15 protein-coding genes are annotated in these 16,557 nt (G+C 50.3%); 1 reads left to right on the top strand and 14 read right to left on the bottom strand.

The genetic code is table 11. The features are described 5' to 3' along the window. Positions 1 to 93: 93 nt before the first annotated feature. The 9 genes from H9Q79_RS17125 to H9Q79_RS17085 form a co-directional block, all read right to left on the bottom strand. Positions 94 to 975, bottom strand: coding sequence for an aldose 1-epimerase family protein (locus H9Q79_RS17125; RefSeq protein ID WP_249328793.1), 882 nt, complete (start codon positions 973 to 975; stop codon positions 94 to 96). A gap of 32 nt (positions 976 to 1,007) precedes the next feature. Further along, the gene (pfkB, locus tag H9Q79_RS17120) at positions 1,008 to 1,934 is read right to left on the bottom strand and encodes a 1-phosphofructokinase (protein ID WP_249328792.1); all 927 of its coding nucleotides are present in this window, start codon (positions 1,932 to 1,934) and stop codon (positions 1,008 to 1,010) included. Between the two features lie 17 nt (positions 1,935 to 1,951). Then, on the bottom strand, positions 1,952 to 3,418 hold the full coding sequence (locus tag H9Q79_RS17115; protein WP_249328791.1) for an FGGY-family carbohydrate kinase: 1,467 nt from the start codon (positions 3,416 to 3,418) through the stop codon (positions 1,952 to 1,954). A gap of 9 nt (positions 3,419 to 3,427) precedes the next feature. Next, positions 3,428 to 4,480 carry a uroporphyrinogen decarboxylase family protein gene (locus tag H9Q79_RS17110; RefSeq protein WP_249328790.1) on the bottom strand — a complete coding sequence of 351 codons (1,053 nt, stop codon included), beginning with the start codon at positions 4,478 to 4,480 and terminating at the stop codon, positions 3,428 to 3,430. Positions 4,481 to 4,507: 27 nt separating this feature from the next. Continuing rightward, positions 4,508 to 5,200: a D-lyxose/D-mannose family sugar isomerase gene (locus tag H9Q79_RS17105; RefSeq protein ID WP_118646745.1), complete on the bottom strand. Its 693-nt coding sequence runs from the start codon at positions 5,198 to 5,200 to the stop codon at positions 4,508 to 4,510. Continuing rightward, complete coding sequence (locus H9Q79_RS17100; RefSeq protein WP_118646743.1) at positions 5,197 to 6,438, bottom strand: uroporphyrinogen decarboxylase family protein; 1,242 nt, start codon at positions 6,436 to 6,438, stop codon at positions 5,197 to 5,199. Before H9Q79_RS17100 ends, H9Q79_RS17105 begins: the two co-directional genes overlap by 4 nt. A 12-nt stretch (positions 6,439 to 6,450) precedes the next feature. Then, positions 6,451 to 7,431, bottom strand: coding sequence for an ABC transporter permease (locus H9Q79_RS17095; protein WP_118646741.1), 981 nt, complete (start codon positions 7,429 to 7,431; stop codon positions 6,451 to 6,453). 15 nt (positions 7,432 to 7,446) lie between these two features. After that, positions 7,447 to 8,922: a sugar ABC transporter ATP-binding protein gene (locus tag H9Q79_RS17090; protein ID WP_249328789.1), complete on the bottom strand. Its 1,476-nt coding sequence runs from the start codon at positions 8,920 to 8,922 to the stop codon at positions 7,447 to 7,449. Between the two features lie 132 nt (positions 8,923 to 9,054). Continuing rightward, complete coding sequence (locus tag H9Q79_RS17085; protein WP_118646739.1) at positions 9,055 to 10,161, bottom strand: substrate-binding domain-containing protein; 1,107 nt, start codon at positions 10,159 to 10,161, stop codon at positions 9,055 to 9,057. Positions 10,162 to 10,358: 197 nt separating this feature from the next. On the opposite strand from H9Q79_RS17085, the gene H9Q79_RS17080 reads away from it, so the two are divergent. After that, positions 10,359 to 11,240, top strand: coding sequence for a helix-turn-helix transcriptional regulator (locus H9Q79_RS17080; protein WP_249328788.1), 882 nt, complete (start codon positions 10,359 to 10,361; stop codon positions 11,238 to 11,240). Between the two features lie 51 nt (positions 11,241 to 11,291). Here H9Q79_RS17080 and H9Q79_RS17075 read toward each other — a convergent pair whose 3' ends face one another. The 5 genes from H9Q79_RS17075 to H9Q79_RS17055 form a co-directional block, all read right to left on the bottom strand. Continuing rightward, entirely contained in the window at positions 11,292 to 12,416 is a 1,125-nt protein-coding gene (locus H9Q79_RS17075; RefSeq protein WP_249328787.1) for an ROK family transcriptional regulator, read from the bottom strand. 153 nt (positions 12,417 to 12,569) lie between these two features. Next, on the bottom strand, positions 12,570 to 13,388 hold the full coding sequence (locus H9Q79_RS17070) for a class II fructose-bisphosphate aldolase (protein ID WP_118646731.1): 819 nt from the start codon (positions 13,386 to 13,388) through the stop codon (positions 12,570 to 12,572). A 116-nt stretch (positions 13,389 to 13,504) separates the two neighbouring features. After that, positions 13,505 to 14,269: an SDR family oxidoreductase gene (locus H9Q79_RS17065; RefSeq protein WP_249328786.1), complete on the bottom strand. Its 765-nt coding sequence runs from the start codon at positions 14,267 to 14,269 to the stop codon at positions 13,505 to 13,507. A gap of 122 nt (positions 14,270 to 14,391) precedes the next feature. After that, positions 14,392 to 15,501 carry a sugar ABC transporter substrate-binding protein gene (locus H9Q79_RS17060; RefSeq protein ID WP_118646729.1) on the bottom strand — a complete coding sequence of 370 codons (1,110 nt, stop codon included), beginning with the start codon at positions 15,499 to 15,501 and terminating at the stop codon, positions 14,392 to 14,394. 89 nt (positions 15,502 to 15,590) lie between these two features. Then, a complete protein-coding gene (locus H9Q79_RS17055; protein WP_118646727.1) occupies positions 15,591 to 16,556 on the bottom strand; it encodes an ABC transporter permease in 966 nt (321 codons plus the stop codon). Between the last annotated feature and the right edge of the window lies 1 nt (position 16,557).

Below are 16,557 nucleotides of genomic sequence, written 5' to 3'. Positions count from 1 at the left end.
AATAAAATTTTAAAGAGTGCCTCATAGCCGCCTGCCGGCAAGCGAAATGAGGCACTTCTTTCATGAGGACGGTATCAACGGGCTGAAAATCATTTACCTATATCCAAATTCAATACACCAATTATTTTTGTAGACCGCCCCCGCTTCCAATGTCACCAGGTTATCCTGTGTCTCCAGCTCTTCAATGATTCCTTTTCTGGAAGGCAGGGAACTCCACGGCTCTATGCACACATAAGGCGCATCCGTATGCGGCGCATGCCAGATACCCAGATATTTCATCTGCGGATAGCATACCTTTACAAAACGTCCTTCACAGCGGCTGGCCAGCTCCAGTGAATCAGACATATCCCTCAGCACGATCGCATCGTCGTCAAACAACTCATGCTTCAGCGGAAGCCGGTTATCCGGCAGAGGAAAATCTTCTTCTTCGCCGGTTATAAAATGATCCTCTGAAAAACCAATCCGGCGGCAGGAACCGCCGCCTCCGAATTCCAGATAATAATCTTCAAATCGCAGGCCGTCATCCAGCGGAACCTGAAAGCCCGGATGCCCTCCGATGCCGAAATACATCTTGTTCTCCTGTAAACCAGCCGTATTATGCACCTCGTAGCAGATATCCAGCCGCCTTCCTTCCAGTCTGTATTCCACAAAAAATTCAAACTCAAAGGGATACTGTCTCTTCGTCTCCTCTGTAGCCGCCAGCGTCAGCCGGAGGGCGGTCTCCCGCTTCCATACGGTCCTTAACTCGGAAGTATGCAGAAATCCATGCGCCTCCATGGAATATTCTCTACCCTTAAAACGGTATTTTCCGTTTGTCAGACGGGCGATATAAGGAAAAAGGTTAGGAGCCCTGTCTTCCCAATACAGGCTGTTTCCCTGCCATAAATATTCCCTTCCCCCGCTGTCCTGTGCGGAGCGCAGCTCCCCGCCACGGGAAGCAATTTCTATTTTCAGAAAAGAATTCTTAATCTCCATGACCATTCCTGCCCCCATATATTCTACAGTCTCTACGCTAACTGGTTCTCACTGATTTCACGATAGAGCTGTTCTGTTCTCCCGCGTTCCGGCAGCAATTCTGAAAACGCACCCGCGCTTCCGGCCGCCACCGCATAGCAGGCGCATTCCCTGAGACTTTTTCCGCATTCCCGGCTGCTGATAAAGCCTGCGACCATAGAATCTCCGGATCCTACCGTGTTAATGACCGTCCCCTTCGGCGCATTGATCCACAGCTCTTCTCCATTTTCGCTAAGGAAAAAAGCACCGTCCCTGCCCAGGGAAACCAGGATGTTCCTGGCCCCTTTTTCCTGTAGTTCCCTGCTCCCCTCCGCCAGCTCTTCCCGGGTTTTCAACCTCTTGCCCAGCATACCCGACAGCTCGCTCAGATTGGGCTTGATCAGAAACGGCCTGTAGGGCAGAGCCGGAAACAGCAGAGATTTCTCAGCATCGACCACAAGCGTTACCCGCTTTCCCTGAGCCGCCGCCGCCAGCCTTCCATAGACATCTGCCGCCACTCCCTGGGGCACGTTTCCGGATAAAATCAAGGTATCCTGGTCCTGAAGCGCCGAAACTTTCTCCTCCAGCCTCTTGAGTCCCCTTTCATCAATCTCCGGCCCGTTGCCGTTCAGCTCAGATTCCCGCCCGCACACCTCTTTCACCTTCACATTAATCCGTGTGCAGCCGCTCTCCAGCTCAATAAAATCTGTATGGCACCCCCGCTGCCTCAGCTCCCGCTCAATTTCCCGGCCCACATACCCTGCCAGAAACCCCAGGCAGGTACTCCGTATCCCCAGATTATTCAGCACAATGGATACATTAATTCCCTTGCCGCCGGAGAGGTGCATCTCCCTGGAAGAACGGTTTAATTCCCCCAGCCTCGCCTCCTTCAGCACCATCACATAATCCAGAGAAGGATTCATTGTCACCGTATAGATCATCCAGCCCTCACCTCCTTCTAGAACATCCAATTTTGTACTGCCCTGTAAGCCTCATATTTCCTTTTATATTTGTCTGCCGCCCCCTTCCGGGGCTCTATGCAGGTTTCTTCCAATTTAATAAATCCGGGTATTTCTGAATAATCGTGAAGCCACCCCAGGGCCTTTGCCGCTATGAAAAACACTCCCCGTGCGCCTGCCTGCACGTCTTTTGGGATATACAGCCTCTGCCCCAAAACGTCTGCGCGAACCTGCATAGCCTCCGGTGATTTCGCCCCACCCCCGGCAGCACGGATCTGCCGGACGGGGATACCTGCCCGTTCCATATTCTCAATATTGATCCTCATATCGAAGGCCAGCCCCTCAATCACAGCCTGCAGAATCTCCTCAGGCGCCGTGTCCGGGCGTATCCCCAGAACGCATGCCCCTTCCTCCTGATTCATTCCAGGCGTACCGGAACCAAACAGATGAGGAATGACCAGCAGACGGTTCTCCACCCGGTCTATCCCGTGAAACATTTCCTGATAGATATCCGTTCCGCTTTTTTCCAGGCGGGGGCGGAAAAGCCTGTCTCTCAGCTCTCTGATCACATTCCCGCCGGAGTACAGGACTCCATAAGTAAGGAATTTTCCGGGAATCACATGGGGCGCACAGACGAGATGGCTCTCCTCCATTGAACCTGACTTCTGGTACCGGTCCAGAACAACGCTGAGACATTCCACAGTTCCCAGACCATAGACTGCGTCGCCGCCTTTTACCGCACCCATTCCCAGCGCAACACAGGGCTGGTCCTGGCCGCCTGCAATAATCAGAGGTTTTCCATTAAATCCCAGCTCTTCAGCCAGCCCGCCGGGAACCCGGCCGATCACTTCCCCTGCCGCGGCGACCGGGGGCAGCAGATCTATGGAAATCCCTGCCGCATCCAGAATCTCCCGGCTCCAGCAGCCATGCTCCACATCATAAGCCATGGATCTGGCTGCGTGTGTATCTTCTGCCACGCAGTCTGCTCCCATACGCATGGCAATATAAGATGAGAAAAACAGGAATCGGGCTGTTTTTCCATAGAGTTCAGGATCATGGACCCTATACCAGAGCAGGCGGCTGACGGTATACATAGGATGAGAAATATGGCCTGTAATCTGATAGATTTTTTCACGGCCTATTTTTCTCTCCAGTTCCCGCCATTCCTCATCCACTCCTCCGGCGCTGTACAATACACTTTCTCCCAGAGGACGTCCCTCCCGGTCCACCAGGATTACCGATTCCCCAAAGGAGGTGATACAGACTCCCTGTACTTCCGGGCGCCGGCTATTGCATTCCCGTATGACCTCTTTCGTTTTCTCCCATACCAGCTCACAGTCTATGAAACCTGTATAGTTTTCTGAAGAATATTCCCGGTATGCCTGTTCTGCCAGCCGTCCTGACTGTTCAAAGAGCGAGGCCTTGCACCCGGTGGTCCCCAGGTCAATCCCCATGATATATTTCATGCGCCCCTCCTATGCCCAGTCCAGCTCGCCGTTTGGCAAATATCTGCCATATTTATGTACAGCCCGCTGCATCGCCGCAAAATTCTCCGGTTTCGCAGAGGAATGGACGCTGTTGCTGGTAGCGCAGATGTACCTGCCGCCCGGAGCATGTGTCTGAAGGACCCCCTTCACATATTCTTCCATCTGCTCCTCCGTATAATCTGTCAGAGGGGCGTCACAGTCAACGCCGCCCATGATGGTCAGCGACGGGTATTTACTCTTTACCTCGATCTGGTTGATGCCGGACTTTTCATCCAGCGGATGCAGCCCGCGGATGCCGAAGCCTGCCAGGTCCCCGATCAGCGGATTAATATTACCGCAGCAATGCTTCAGCATATAAGCTCCTCTGTCCTGAACCATCTGACAGATTTTATTCAGGCCAGGTAGGAAAAACTCGTCAAAATGTTCCTTTGATACCAGAAGGCTGGTCTTTGAACCGTAATCATCTCCGGACAGGATGAAATCCGCCCCAATGTCCAGAGCTTTTTCAGCCAGCTTCATATTATGCTCAATCGAGATATCCACCAGACGGTGAACCAGCTCAGGCTCTTCTATCAGATCCATCATCATATCCTGCATACTGGTCAGATAATAGCTGTAATTAAACCCGTCGTGGAGATGAAAGCCGATGAAACGTTTTCCTTTAAATCTTCTGACAAGCTCCCGGAGATAATCAAAGCGGAAATCCTCCAAAGGGTCCGGCGCCTGATACGCCATGGCATCCTCCAGCGTCTCTATGGGGCCGTGCAGTGGATGAGGCACGATTTCATCGTTATATTGACGCAGGATTCCCCACTCATTCCTGATAATTTTCTTCTGCTCATCCACCAATTCTTCCCTGTACATCTTGGAAGGAGTCTGGGACATGGCGATATCAATATCCAGCTCATCGCACAGATCCATATAGTTGCCGCTTCCGACGATCCCCCGGATCACCTTCGGGTCGATCATCAGCTCGAAGGTCGGTACACGGTCCGGAATGTCCCCGTTCAATACCCGTTCTACTCTTTCATATGAATTCATTTTCTATCCTCCATTCTGCCCTTTCACTCACCGGACTGCCCCGGCAGCGGCCGGGTATTCATTGCATAGCAGCCGGTAGGGCGGCTCATCCTCTTCTATTTCCGGAAAACGGCCCATCGGTTCATAGAACCGGTTATCATTTTCATCGTCATTACACATGGATACTTCCCCCAGCAAAACGGCTCCCGTTCCCGCTTCCACGGTAAAATCATGATACATATACGGATAAACGGTAATACTCTCTCCCGGCCGCAGGCGGACCTGGGTTCCGGCAGGAACCGCATATTCCCGGCCGTCCTGGTGTACCGTCACGTCTGTATCGTCGAACCTCCCGTCAGCTGTGGAGTTATATACACGGATCAGCACATTGCCGCCGCCGCGGTTAATGATATCCTCCATCTTATTCCAGTGAAAATGCATCGTAGCCATCTGTTTTTCATTGAGATATAAAAGCTTTTCGGCATACGTTTTTGTATATTTATCCATTTTCAGATTACCGTTGCGCAGCGTAATCAGTGAAAATCCGACCTTTTTAAAATCTCCCAGTCCATAGTCTGTGATGTCCCAGCCCAGCATATTATCGCGGATTTCATCATATTCATGCCCTTTTGTCTTCCACTCTTCCGGAGTAAAGGAGCAGAATGGCGGAAGCTCGAAACGGTGCTCCCGGATACAACCTTCCATTTCCTTCAGCGCAGCGTTAATCTCCGATCTTTTCATACCGACTCCCTCTCTTCCTGTTCCTTCCGGTAATCCAGCGCCGCCTGGTAGATCGTGACCACTTTTTCCGGAGACACATTATCCAAAATATTGTGTACCGGCGCAAAAATGTAATTTCCCTCCGGCGCAAAAATGTCCAGCAGCTCACGCACATGTCTGTAAATTTCCTGCAGATCCTCCGTGCGGTTCACAAATCCCTGCATATCCGCGCCGCCTCCCCAGAAGACCAGATCCTTTCCAAAACGCTCTTTCAGCTCTTTCGGGTCCATCCCTTTCGCTGAGATCTGGATGGGATTCAACACCTGGACGCCGGCATCAATCAGATCCGGAAGCAGCTTCTTGATTGCTCCGCAGCAATGAAGCCCCACCTTGACCGTGGGATCTTTCTTCCGGACAAACTGATAGATTTTCTTATGATAGGGCTTAATCATTTCGCGGTACATTTCCTCGGAGATCTGAGCCGCCTGCTGGGTCCCCAGATCATCTCCGCCGAACATTGCCACGTCAATATACTTTCCAACCCGGTCAAGAATCCTGTCCAGCATCACGCAATATGCGTCTGTCATGTGATCCGCCCAATAGTGGATCATCTCTTTTTCAGCCGCCAGATTATAATAGAAATTCTCAAATCCAAACTCTTGCTGCCCTTCCTCAAATACGGCGCAGCCCACATGCAGCAGCAGGGCCTTGTCTGTATTGTAATACAGTTCCTTCGCCTGCACCTCAAGAAAATCCAGCTCTTCCTCGGTGATCACCGGAAGAACCATCTTTTCTTTTAATTCTTCGAGGGTGTCTACATCCTTCAGGAAGTAATTCATATTGTCATAGTATATACCATCCTTAGGCCGCTTCGCGATGCAGACACCCGCTTCATTCCTGAGCTCATAATCGCCGTCTTGATTTACTACCGGATGAAATTCATAGGGAACCATAGACAGGTCTCCGCAGGGAAGTTCGCCGCATTTCCAGCGGTCGCAGCGCACGCCGAAGGATGGCTTCAGCTGCATCACCTGCACAATATCTCCTCCAAAACGGTCAATCATGAACGCCTCCGGATAAGCCAGCTGCTGCATGATATCATACAGCTTAGTGGTCTCTGTGGAATGTCCCAGATACTTTTTCAGACGGTTGTAGCCTGCCGCCCCCATCCCGCTGGAACGGTGCGCCCCGAAGTCGATGGGCAGCCGGTCGGGCATTTCGTGGTTTAATACTGCCTGTATTCTCTCTCTTGAAGTCATTGTTTTCTCCTCCTATTTCTCGCCTGTCCGGCCGGCCACCTGTATGGTATTGATCAGGACGGCGCCAAGGATCAATCCGCCGCGGACGATATACTGGGCATATTCATTTACATTCATCAGAGTCATGCCGTTCAGCAGCACGCCCAGGAATATAATACCGATAAAAGTTCCTTTTACATTGCCGATTCCGCCGTTCAGGCTTGCGCCGCCGATGATGACGGAAGCGATTACATCCATTTCCCACCCTTTACCGAAATTGTGGGCCGCAGACATTACCTGTGAGGAACACATAATTCCTCCAAGCGCTGCCAGCACCTGCACGGCCACCATGACCAGGATCTTTACCTTTGTAACATTCACTCCCGAGAGGCGCGCCGCCTCCGGATTTCCGCCTGCCGCGTATACGGAGCGGCCGAAAGTGGTATAAGACATGATAATATGTACGATCACAAACACAATAATCAGTATGATCGCCGGCACCGGTATGCCGAGAACATTCCCTGCACCGAATACATTGTACCAGGACGGCAGATTGGTCAGCGGAAACCCTTTGGACAGCAGCGCCGCCGCTCCATATACCACATTCATCATGGCCAGCGTGATGATAAAGGTGGGGATGTTGAACTTTGTCCTGATAAATCCCACGAAAAAGCCCAGCCCGCCGGATACCACAAGGGCCACCGCCATGCCCACAACAATACCGGCTGAAAGAGACATGATGCCCGCCGCCGAAAGCGAATCCGCCACCAAGGCCGCAATAATTCCGGAGATGGCTACTGTAGAGGAAATTGAAAGGTCAATTTCTCCGCAGATGATAACCATCGTCATACCAAATGCAATAACACCTTTAAACGCCGCGCTCCTTAAGATCCCCAGAATATTGGGAACGGTAAAAAAACCGGGAGCCATAAATGCGATTACAATGCAGATCACCAGCAAGATGATTTCCATCATATGCGTGTGAAATATTTTACTCAGTTTTGCTTTATTCATTTCCTATGTTCCTCCTTATCCCATGCACAGGGTATATAATTCATCCACTGTCACATCTTCGGGAAATATTTCTTTCACAATTCTTCCTTCATGCATGATTAAAATCCTGTGGCAAACCTCCAGAAGCTCTTCAAGCTCTGAGGATACCATGATGCTGGAAATCCCCTTTCTGGACTGCTCCCAGATCACCTGGAAGATCTGCTGCTTTGCATTGACATCTATTCCTCTGGAAGGTTCATCGAAGAACATGATTTTCGGATCGGTATTCAGCCAGTTTCCGACTACTACCTTCTGCTGGTTGCCTCCTGACAGGGAGGACACCGGCAGGTCCGCGTCCGGCACCTTGATCTGCAGCTCTTCAATCTGCCTGCCGACAAACGCCTTCTCTTTCTTTCTCTGTATAAATTTATGTTTCGCCAGATAGGGGATGCTGGCGACGCACAGGTTATTATATACGGACATCATCTGTATGAGTCCTTCATTTTTGCGGTCTTCCGGCGTCAGGGCAAACCCTTTTTCCTTCATGCGCACCGGGTTCGGATTCCGTATTTCCTGTCCGTCAAAAAATATTCTTCCGCTGTCAAAGCGGTCCACGCCGAAGATCGCACGCAGCAGCTCTGTACGGCCTGCCCCCAGCATCCCGGCAATTCCCAAAATCTCCTTCTCCCTTACCTCAAAAGACACATCCTCAAAACACCCTTTACGTGTCAGGCCTTCCACTTTCAGCATGACCTTGCCGCCTGCCTTCAGATCCTCCGGCCTTGTCTTCACCTCAACCTCGCCAAACATCATCTTGACAAGCTCCTGGCGCGAGGTTTCCTGCATCACTGTCTTCCCGATAAATCTCCCGTCCCGGAGTACGGTGCAGGTATCTGCTATCTGCCACAGCTCCTGAAGCTTGTGCGAGATATAAATGATGATTACATCCTTTTTCTTAAGCTCACGAATCATGCCAAACAACAGCTCTATCTCATTCTTGGCCAACGAAGAGGTTGGCTCATCCAGCATGATTACCTTAGGGTTCGTACTCATCGCCTTCACGATCTCCACCATCTGGCACTGCCAGAGGCTTAAGGACGCCACTACCTCTTTGGCGGATATGTCCACCCGGTACTCCCGGAGCAATTGGTCCGCCATCTGGTAGGTCCTTTTCCAGTCTATGAGCTTCCCCCTCATGGGCAGCCTGCCCATCAGTATGTTCTCTGCTACAGTCAGCCCGGGCACGAGGCTCAGCTCCTGATATACGGTGGCAATCCCTCTCTCTATGGCATCCTGTGGAGAATGAAGCACTATTTTTTCATCGTCAAGGTAGAAGCTTCCCTCCGTCGGCTGAATCGCGCCTGCAAAAATCTTAACCAGCGTGGATTTCCCGGACCCGTTTTTTCCAATAAAAGCATGGACTTTTCCGCTGTCAAACGCAACGGTTATCTGGTCAAGAGCTTTTGTCCCCGGATAGATTTTTGTAATTTTTTCCGTCTTTAAAATGCTCACTTTATCACCATTCCTTGCTGAAAGCCAATAGCTTCCGAACTTTTATTCCCGCAAGCCACGAGCCTGATGCCCCGTGGCTTGCTGATGGTATCTGACTCAGGCTGTTCCGCGGCAGAACAGCCTTACTTTTACTTATTTTCCCATTCTCTCAGTCAGGTCTTTTTCAAACTGGTCAATTCCATCCGGATCTGTCCTGCTCAGAACGATGCCGGGAACAACTACTTCCTGGCCAAAGGAACCTTCCTCCCCCTGGATCGTCTGAATCAGGATTTCCATAGTCTTATATCCGATTTCATACGGATTCTGTCCGGTTACGCACTGCAGGATATTGTCCTCGGATCTCAGAAGCTCCACCTGCTGCTCCGCGGCATCTGTCCCAAATACAAAGGTCTTTCCCGCTTTTCCGGCATTCTTAACGGCCATGGTTGATCCGATGGTCCCGCCGTCATTGGCTGCCCAGATAATGTCAACTCCTCCGCTGGCTTCATTGGCTGTCAAGATATCGCTGGCCGTCTGTACCGCGGTATCCTGCATCCAGGCATCCTGATCCGCCACTATTTCAATGTCCAGCCCTTCCAGCTGATCCAGAAAACCGTTCTTCCTGTCTGTGGATTGCTCCGGAAGCAGTGACTGGTACTCAACAATCGCAATCCTGGCTTTCCCGTCCAGATTTTCCTCTATGAATTTACGCGCTTCCTTGCCTGTCAGTTCTCCGATGTTGTAGTTATCAGAAGTAAAGCCGCCGCAAACGAAAGGCGCATCCTTTAGCTTCGTATTTCCCACCGCAATCTCCAGCCCGCTCTCATTCGCAACTTTAAGCGTTTGAATAGACGTCTGTTCATTCAGCGGTGAAATCGCGATACCGTCCAGCTTCTGAGATGTATATGTAGAAATCAGCTCTGCTTCCTTTGCCTGGTCGTTATTTGTGTTGGCCAGCATGCACTCTACCCCGTAATCATCAGCAGCCGCCTGATATCCTTTCTGCATCAGCATCATAAACTGATCCTCCTGGAATACTACGCCAGCCACTTTGATATCCTTGGCTTCCTTACCTTTTTTCTCGGAAGAGGACGCTGCTGCTTCCCCGCCCGACGATGCGGATGACGCCCCGCTCTCAGAGGCCGCCTTGCTGCCGGAGCCTGACGCTGCTGTTGACTCTTCCTTTGGCGTACCACACCCTGCTACAGCTAATGACAACATCATCATTGACAATACAGTTGCTAATACCTTTCTTTTCATCTTCTTTCCTCCACTTTGTTTTTTAATTCATAGCATTTATGCATCTTGCATAATTTTTTCCGCTTTTTTTTGTAAATGTTATGAATTTTTATATTTGTATTGTAAATGATATTGAATTATATTACAATCTAATTTGTACCCCGTACAAATTTAAAGGTTTTCAGGAAACCGGTTCTTTAACCGGATGGAGTTCCGTCATGCCAACTGCGATTAACTGGAAAGATGAATATTTTGTATCAAAGGAAAGAATCGTACTGACCAACCACGAAATCAGCATTCCGGGAATCAGGCTCCTCGCCACCCATAAGATCCAGAACGCTATCCTCCCGCTGATTCCTCATTACCACGAGAACGCATTTGAATTCACTCTGGTCGTGAAGGGAAGTATGTCCTTCTATACCGATCACAAGGAATACAGCGTGCCGGGCGGGAGCGTATTTGTCTCCTTTCCTGACGAGATTCACAGCACCAATGACATACCGATTTCCTTGAACCATCAGTACTGGATCCAGGTGGATATCAGCAATCCCCGGAATTTTCTTTATTTAAACGAGGATACCGCCCTGGAGCTGATCCATGACCTGTCGTCGATCAGCCGCCATGTCGTCGCCACCGACAATAAGGAGATCCGCAGAGCCATCGAAAAAGCCTTTCAGCTCTGCCAGATATCCGGCCATCACCGCCAAGCGGCGGCATATTTGCTTATTTTTCTGGAGCTGCTGATCGCTTCTTCCCAGGAATCCCGATACCACAGATCGCCTGATATCGAAAAAGCGGTCACCTATATCAGGGAACACATCACTGAAGAATTGTCACTGGACGATCTGGCCAGGCTCAGCAACCTGTCCACCTCTCAGTTTAAACAGAAATTCCGGCATGTTGTGGGAATATCCCCCCGGAATTATATCAACGAGAAAAAAATCTCTCATTCAAAGAAATTGCTGATGGAGGGCCATTCCGTCACGGACGTGGCCATGAACCTATCTTTTAACAGTAGTAGTTATTTTTCTACCGTTTTTAAGAAATACACGATGAAGACCCCCTACCAGTACATTTCTGAACACAGAGTAAACAAATAACGGGAAGAACGCTGTTCTAAGCATTCTTCCCGTTATTTTTTAAATCTATTTTTACACCTGATTTACAAATTCATTGACATAACAAAGAGCCGCTCCCAGCGCGGATGCTTCGGCATTCAGATGGCTCACATGCAGATAAGAACCATCCGTCTCAAAATTGCACCTCTCGACCACCCGTTTCCGAATTTCATCCAGATAGGGTTCCAGATGCCAGCCCACATATCCGCCCAGCACCACATCACAATCGAAGCTCACCTGCAGATTATTGATCACTATGACCAGATAATGGAGATATTCTTCCCAGATCTCCGTACACTTGACGTCTCCGGCCTCCAGCTTCTCGAAAAAGGTCTCCAAACTTCCGCCCGCGGCATTCGACAGAATCAGGGCAGAGCAGTACGCGTCCACACAGCCGATCTTCCCGCAATAGCAGGGCCGCCCGTCCGGCACCAGGGTCATATGGCCGAACTCACCCCCGCGGCGTCCTTCCCCGTAATACAGCTTCCCGTCCATGATAATCGCCCCGCCCACGGAGTTGCTCAGCAGGAGATACAGCGTATTCTTACCCGTAGTACCGCTGTACAGCTCGGCAAAGCCGCCTGCGTTTGCATCATTGATAAATCTGTAGGGATAATCAATATACGGGCTCAGATCCTGATACAGATCCAGAGAAGTATTCAGAAGAGGGGCATATTTCAGGGTTTTATCATCGTCGCCTACGATGGCCGGCAGGGAAACGCCCACTCCCAGGATGTGATTGGGGGGTACGTTCACACTCTTGACCATGTCGTGAATCATTCGCTTCAGAGTCTGGAAATATTTTTCATCCGCCTGGAAAGAAATGCGCTTGCGTACAGACCTCAGCACGCTGGCCTCCAGATCCACCATCACCAGATTCACATGGTTCCTGGTGATGTCCAGGCCCAGAGCCACCCTTGCCCTGGGGTTGCTGGAAATTATCTTCGCCTTTCTCCCGCCTGTGGATTGGAAAGTCCCCTTCTCCTCCACCAGGCCGATCTCCATCAACTCATTCAAATTCTGCGTAACTGTAGGAAGGCTGAGGTTCAGCTGATAAGCGATTTCCTGTTTTGATGTCTTTTTCTGAGCGATGACAGTTCGGTAGATATTATTTCTGTTGATTCGTTTCAGTTCAATATTCGTCGCCTTATCGAACAATTTATCCTCTCCTTCCAGTCATTTTCCGCATGTTACCTTCAATTTATAACATATTGAAACTTTTTTCAAGTATAATCGGGCCGGATTTTCTCTTTTTTGCCGGATTTTCAGTTATTGCGCTCTGCACCGTCTGGAGCTGCATAAATAAATCGCTTATTTCAGAAGAAGCATCTTCGCTTTAGCCGCCTCTTTCACAGCATCCACAACCGCCTTGCTGAGCTCGTAATAGTGCTTATCCGCGTTTTGCCGGATGCAATCGGAGGCAGCAATACATAAATCCGTATAATAATTGACTTTTGTAATCCCGCACCTCACCATGCGCCGGGTATCCTCATCCGAAATCCCCGATGCGCCGTGAAGGACCAGCGGAACCGGAACCTCCTGCTCCAGCCGTTCCAGAAGCTCAAATTGTATATCCGGTTCCTTCCGGTAGACTCCATGCACATTGCCAATAGACACGGCCAGGGCGTCCACCTCCGTGGCTTCGGCAAATTTTCTGGCCGTTTCAGGATCGGTAAATACGTTATGGTCATTTTCAAACAAAGCTTCCAGACCTGCCACATGCCCGATTTCCGATTCTACAGAGGCATGGAAAGGCCGCGCCATTTCCACTGCCTTCCTGGTAATTCTGACATTTTCCTCAAAGGTTTTATCAGAAGCATCAATCATCACCGATGTAAAACCACTTTCCAGAACTCTCTGTATCTCTTCCAGGGTTACCGCATGGTCGCAGTGTATCACTACCGGTACCGATGCTGCCTCCGCATAAGAGCGCAGCAATTTCCCGTAATGGCGGATGTCCGCCAGCGTTTCAAAGGACTCCGCATACGCCAGGATCACCGGAGATTCTGTCTCCTCTGCGGCTTCAATGACCCCTCTCAGCATTTCCAGGTTAAATACATCAAAATTCCCCACTCCATATTTTTTCTGTCTCGCATCATCCAGCACTTCCTTTAGTGTCGCCAGGCTCATCTGTCTATTCTCCTTATCTGTATTCCGAAGCGGCTCAGTCGCTGCTGCCGCAGCAGTCCACTCTGCGGCCGGCAATCACGCCCCTTCCGGGGCCGCTCCGGGTTATGCCCCGTTCATCAGAAGGATACGTATCCTCCGTCAACAATCACATCCGAACCGGTCGTATATCCGGCCGCATCGCAGGCCAGATAGAGGATCGCCGGCAGCAGCTCTTCCGGTTTGCCCATGCGGTGCTGGGGGATCAGAGGCATCCAGGCATCTTTCAGCTCCTGAGGCGTATCGGCAGACATGGGCGTCCCTATATATCCCGGGCTCAGGCTGTTTACGCGGATTCCGTACTCCGCCCATTCAATGGCCAGTGATTTCGTCATATGGATTACCCCCGCCTTGGATGCGTTATAAGAGGCCTGCCACTGGGGAATATTCACTATGGTTCCCGACATGGAGCCCATATTAATGATGCTTCCATGAATCTTGTTTTCAATCATCGCTCTTCCGACTGCACGGGCAACGATATATTCACCGGTCAGGTTCACATCGATCACCTGTCTCCAGTCCTCGATCGAGGCTTCCAGAGTATCCTCATGAATACAGATACCGGCATTATTAAACACCACATCAATATGTCCGGACCGTTTCATAACCTCTGCCACTGCTTCATCCACGCCCTTTTCATCCGTAACGTCTACCGCGATATCATAAGCTTTGCCGCCCTCGTCTGTAATCATTTTAACAGTTTCCGGCGACAGGGTTCTGCTGAAAATCACAACTTCAGCCCCGGCCTTTGCCAGTCCGCAGGCTACTACCTGTCCGATTCCTCTTCTTCCCCCTGTAACAATGGCAACCTTGCCGTTTAACCCAAACATCTCCTCTAAATACATGGTGTTGTCCTCCTTAACCATTCCCTATTCTGCCATGTGATATGATAAAATCCAGAAATGGCGCATTGAAAAACCTCTTTTTTCCAATGCGCCATACCAGTAACTATGTGATACCCTGATTCTTATGCTTCCTCAAGAATTGATTTGACGCTGCCTTCCGTGTAGCCGTGCTCTGCCGCTTCTTCTTTGGTGATCTGTCCCTGCTCAATGTACATCTGGATAAACTGATCTACATTGTCTGCAGTACAGAGCAGAGAATCAACAGAAGTCTCAACAACCGTTTCAGCGCCTGTCAGAAGCTTGTAGGCTGCATCCAGGTTAGCGGCAGCCAGTGCCGGAGGATTCTGGTATACGGCTGCGGTATAAACGCCGTCTTTGATTTCAAGAACGGTCTTAGCCAGACAGTCAACAGAGTAAACCTGCATTCCCTCGTATGTAGCGTCGTCCTTGACCGCTTCATAAGATCCATTGCCCAGCAGGTCGGCGGTGGTCAGCATGCAGTCGATGCGTCCATAAGAGGTTGCCCAGTCTTCCATTACCGACATAGCTGCTGCTTCTGTGGCTTCTTCTACCATGAAATCGCCGATGATCTTGCAATCTGTTCTCTTGTCCATGAACTCCGCCTTGATCGCTTCATAACGGGATGTGGTGTGGAAGTTTCCGGGCATGCAGTTCAGAATTCCTACGACTCCGTTTTCCGGAACGTTCTCTGCCGCCAGTTTTGCAATCGCTTCGCCCTGTGCGTACGGATCGCCGTCAACCCAGGAGCCGCCTTCCAGGTCACGGATCGCTGCGTTAGTTGTGATACAGAAAAGGCCTGCGTCCAGAATCTTCTGGCAGTACGGCTTCTGCAGCTCGCCGTCGTTGGGCTGGATGATGATACAGTCATATTTCTTCGTGATACAGTCCTCGATGATGGAGTTTTCCTTCTCGCTGTCTGCCTGTGAATCAAAGGTATCCAGTGTAAAGGTATCCTTGTACTGCTCTGCCTGCAGGGTGAACTGATTCACCAGCTCTGCCGCAAAGGGATCGGACTGGTTACGGGCGATATAAGCCACTTTGAAGCCGCCGGTCTTTTCTTCACCGGATGCTGATGAGCTTGCCGCGCTGCTCTCTGCTTTGGAACCGCTGGAAGCTGTGGATTTTGCGTCTGTTCCGCCTGAAGAACCGCAGGCTGCCAGTGAACCGCCCAATACAACTGCACACATTAACGCTAAAATTCTTTTCTTCATAAAATGCTACCTCCCTTTTTTGTGCATTTTCTTTTTATAATTTGCCCCGCGGTTCTGCGGGGCGAATTAGCAGAATCATTAAACAACCGTTATTTGCCCTTTTTATAGGTCTGACGTGATTTTGAATAAATATCCCAGATTACGGCGAACGCGATGATTGCTCCGCGGACAATCTGCTGAATGTAGGAATCAATAGACATCAGGTTCATGATATTTCCCAGGAAGCCAACCACAAACGCACCGACTACGGTTCCCCATGGGGTGCCGATACCGCCCGTGAAGCTGGTGCCGCCGACGATGGTAGCTGTCAGCCCATCCATCTCATATCCGGAAGCTCCCGCGGGAAGTCCGCCGTTTACACGGGACATGAAGAGGACTGCCGCGATACCTACCAGAATACCGTTGAGGATATAGGCCTTCATGATGACAAGCTGCGTATTGATGCCGGAAGCGTTAGCCGCTTCGCTGTTGCCTCCTACCGCATATGTAGAACGTCCCCAGCGCGTATGGCGCATCAGATAGGACATCAGGATGAATATGCATACCATGAAAATAACGGGAATCGGGATAATTCCCAGTGATCCCTGGCCTACTACCGTATAATCGCCAATTTCATATATATTCTGACCGTTCGTAATATACAGGGCGGCGCCGCGTGCCATGGTCTGCGTCGCAAGTGTTGCGATAAAAGCCGGAGCCATAAATTTCGTAACCATGATGCCGTTGAGCAGGTTCACGCCTACTGCGATAACGACTGCCACGAGGAATGCGAGAAGCATATTGCCGGTGATCTTATAGGATGAAACCGACAGGCAGCCAGCAAGCGCGATTACGGCGCCGCAGGACAAATCCAGCTGTCCGCAGATAATCAGGGCCATTTCACCAAAGGCTATGATAATGGTAACTGACTGCTGCCGGCAGACATTGATCAGGTTGCTGGCACTTAAGAAGCTGCTGTTGGCAAATGTACAGATAACCATGATGATAATCAGGATCAGTATAATGCTGTATTTTGACAAAAGCTTTTTGAAATCTACTTTGTTCGTTGCGTTCATG

Origin of the sequence: Wansuia hejianensis, assembly GCF_014337215.1 — a bacterium.
GTDB lineage: Bacteria > Bacillota > Clostridia > Lachnospirales > Lachnospiraceae > Scatomonas > Scatomonas hejianensis.
This window is presented reverse-complemented; position numbering and strand designations above follow the sequence as displayed.

Excerpts from the sequence above, each read along its gene's own strand:
- H9Q79_RS17125 (WP_249328793.1), bottom strand. The coding sequence starts at position 975 with ATGGAGATTAAGAATTCTTTTCTGAAAATAGAAATTGCTTCCCGTGGC.
- H9Q79_RS17060 (WP_118646729.1), bottom strand. The coding sequence starts at position 15,501 with ATGAAGAAAAGAATTTTAGCGTTAATGTGTGCAGTTGTATTGGGCGGT.
- H9Q79_RS17070 (WP_118646731.1), bottom strand. The coding sequence starts at position 13,388 with ATGAGCCTGGCGACACTAAAGGAAGTGCTGGATGATGCGAGACAGAAA.
- H9Q79_RS17085 (WP_118646739.1), bottom strand. The coding sequence starts at position 10,161 with ATGAAAAGAAAGGTATTAGCAACTGTATTGTCAATGATGATGTTGTCA.
- H9Q79_RS17055 (WP_118646727.1), bottom strand. The coding sequence starts at position 16,556 with ATGAACGCAACGAACAAAGTAGATTTCAAAAAGCTTTTGTCAAAATAC.
- H9Q79_RS17095 (WP_118646741.1), bottom strand. The coding sequence starts at position 7,431 with ATGAATAAAGCAAAACTGAGTAAAATATTTCACACGCATATGATGGAA.
- H9Q79_RS17100 (WP_118646743.1), bottom strand. The coding sequence starts at position 6,438 with ATGACTTCAAGAGAGAGAATACAGGCAGTATTAAACCACGAAATGCCC.
- H9Q79_RS17105 (WP_118646745.1), bottom strand. The coding sequence starts at position 5,200 with ATGAAAAGATCGGAGATTAACGCTGCGCTGAAGGAAATGGAAGGTTGT.
- pfkB (WP_249328792.1), bottom strand. The coding sequence starts at position 1,934 with ATGATCTATACGGTGACAATGAATCCTTCTCTGGATTATGTGATGGTG.
- H9Q79_RS17080 (WP_249328788.1), top strand. The coding sequence starts at position 10,359 with ATGCCAACTGCGATTAACTGGAAAGATGAATATTTTGTATCAAAGGAA.
- H9Q79_RS17110 (WP_249328790.1), bottom strand. The coding sequence starts at position 4,480 with ATGAATTCATATGAAAGAGTAGAACGGGTATTGAACGGGGACATTCCG.
- H9Q79_RS17115 (WP_249328791.1), bottom strand. The coding sequence starts at position 3,418 with ATGAAATATATCATGGGGATTGACCTGGGGACCACCGGGTGCAAGGCC.
- H9Q79_RS17065 (WP_249328786.1), bottom strand. The coding sequence starts at position 14,269 with ATGTATTTAGAGGAGATGTTTGGGTTAAACGGCAAGGTTGCCATTGTT.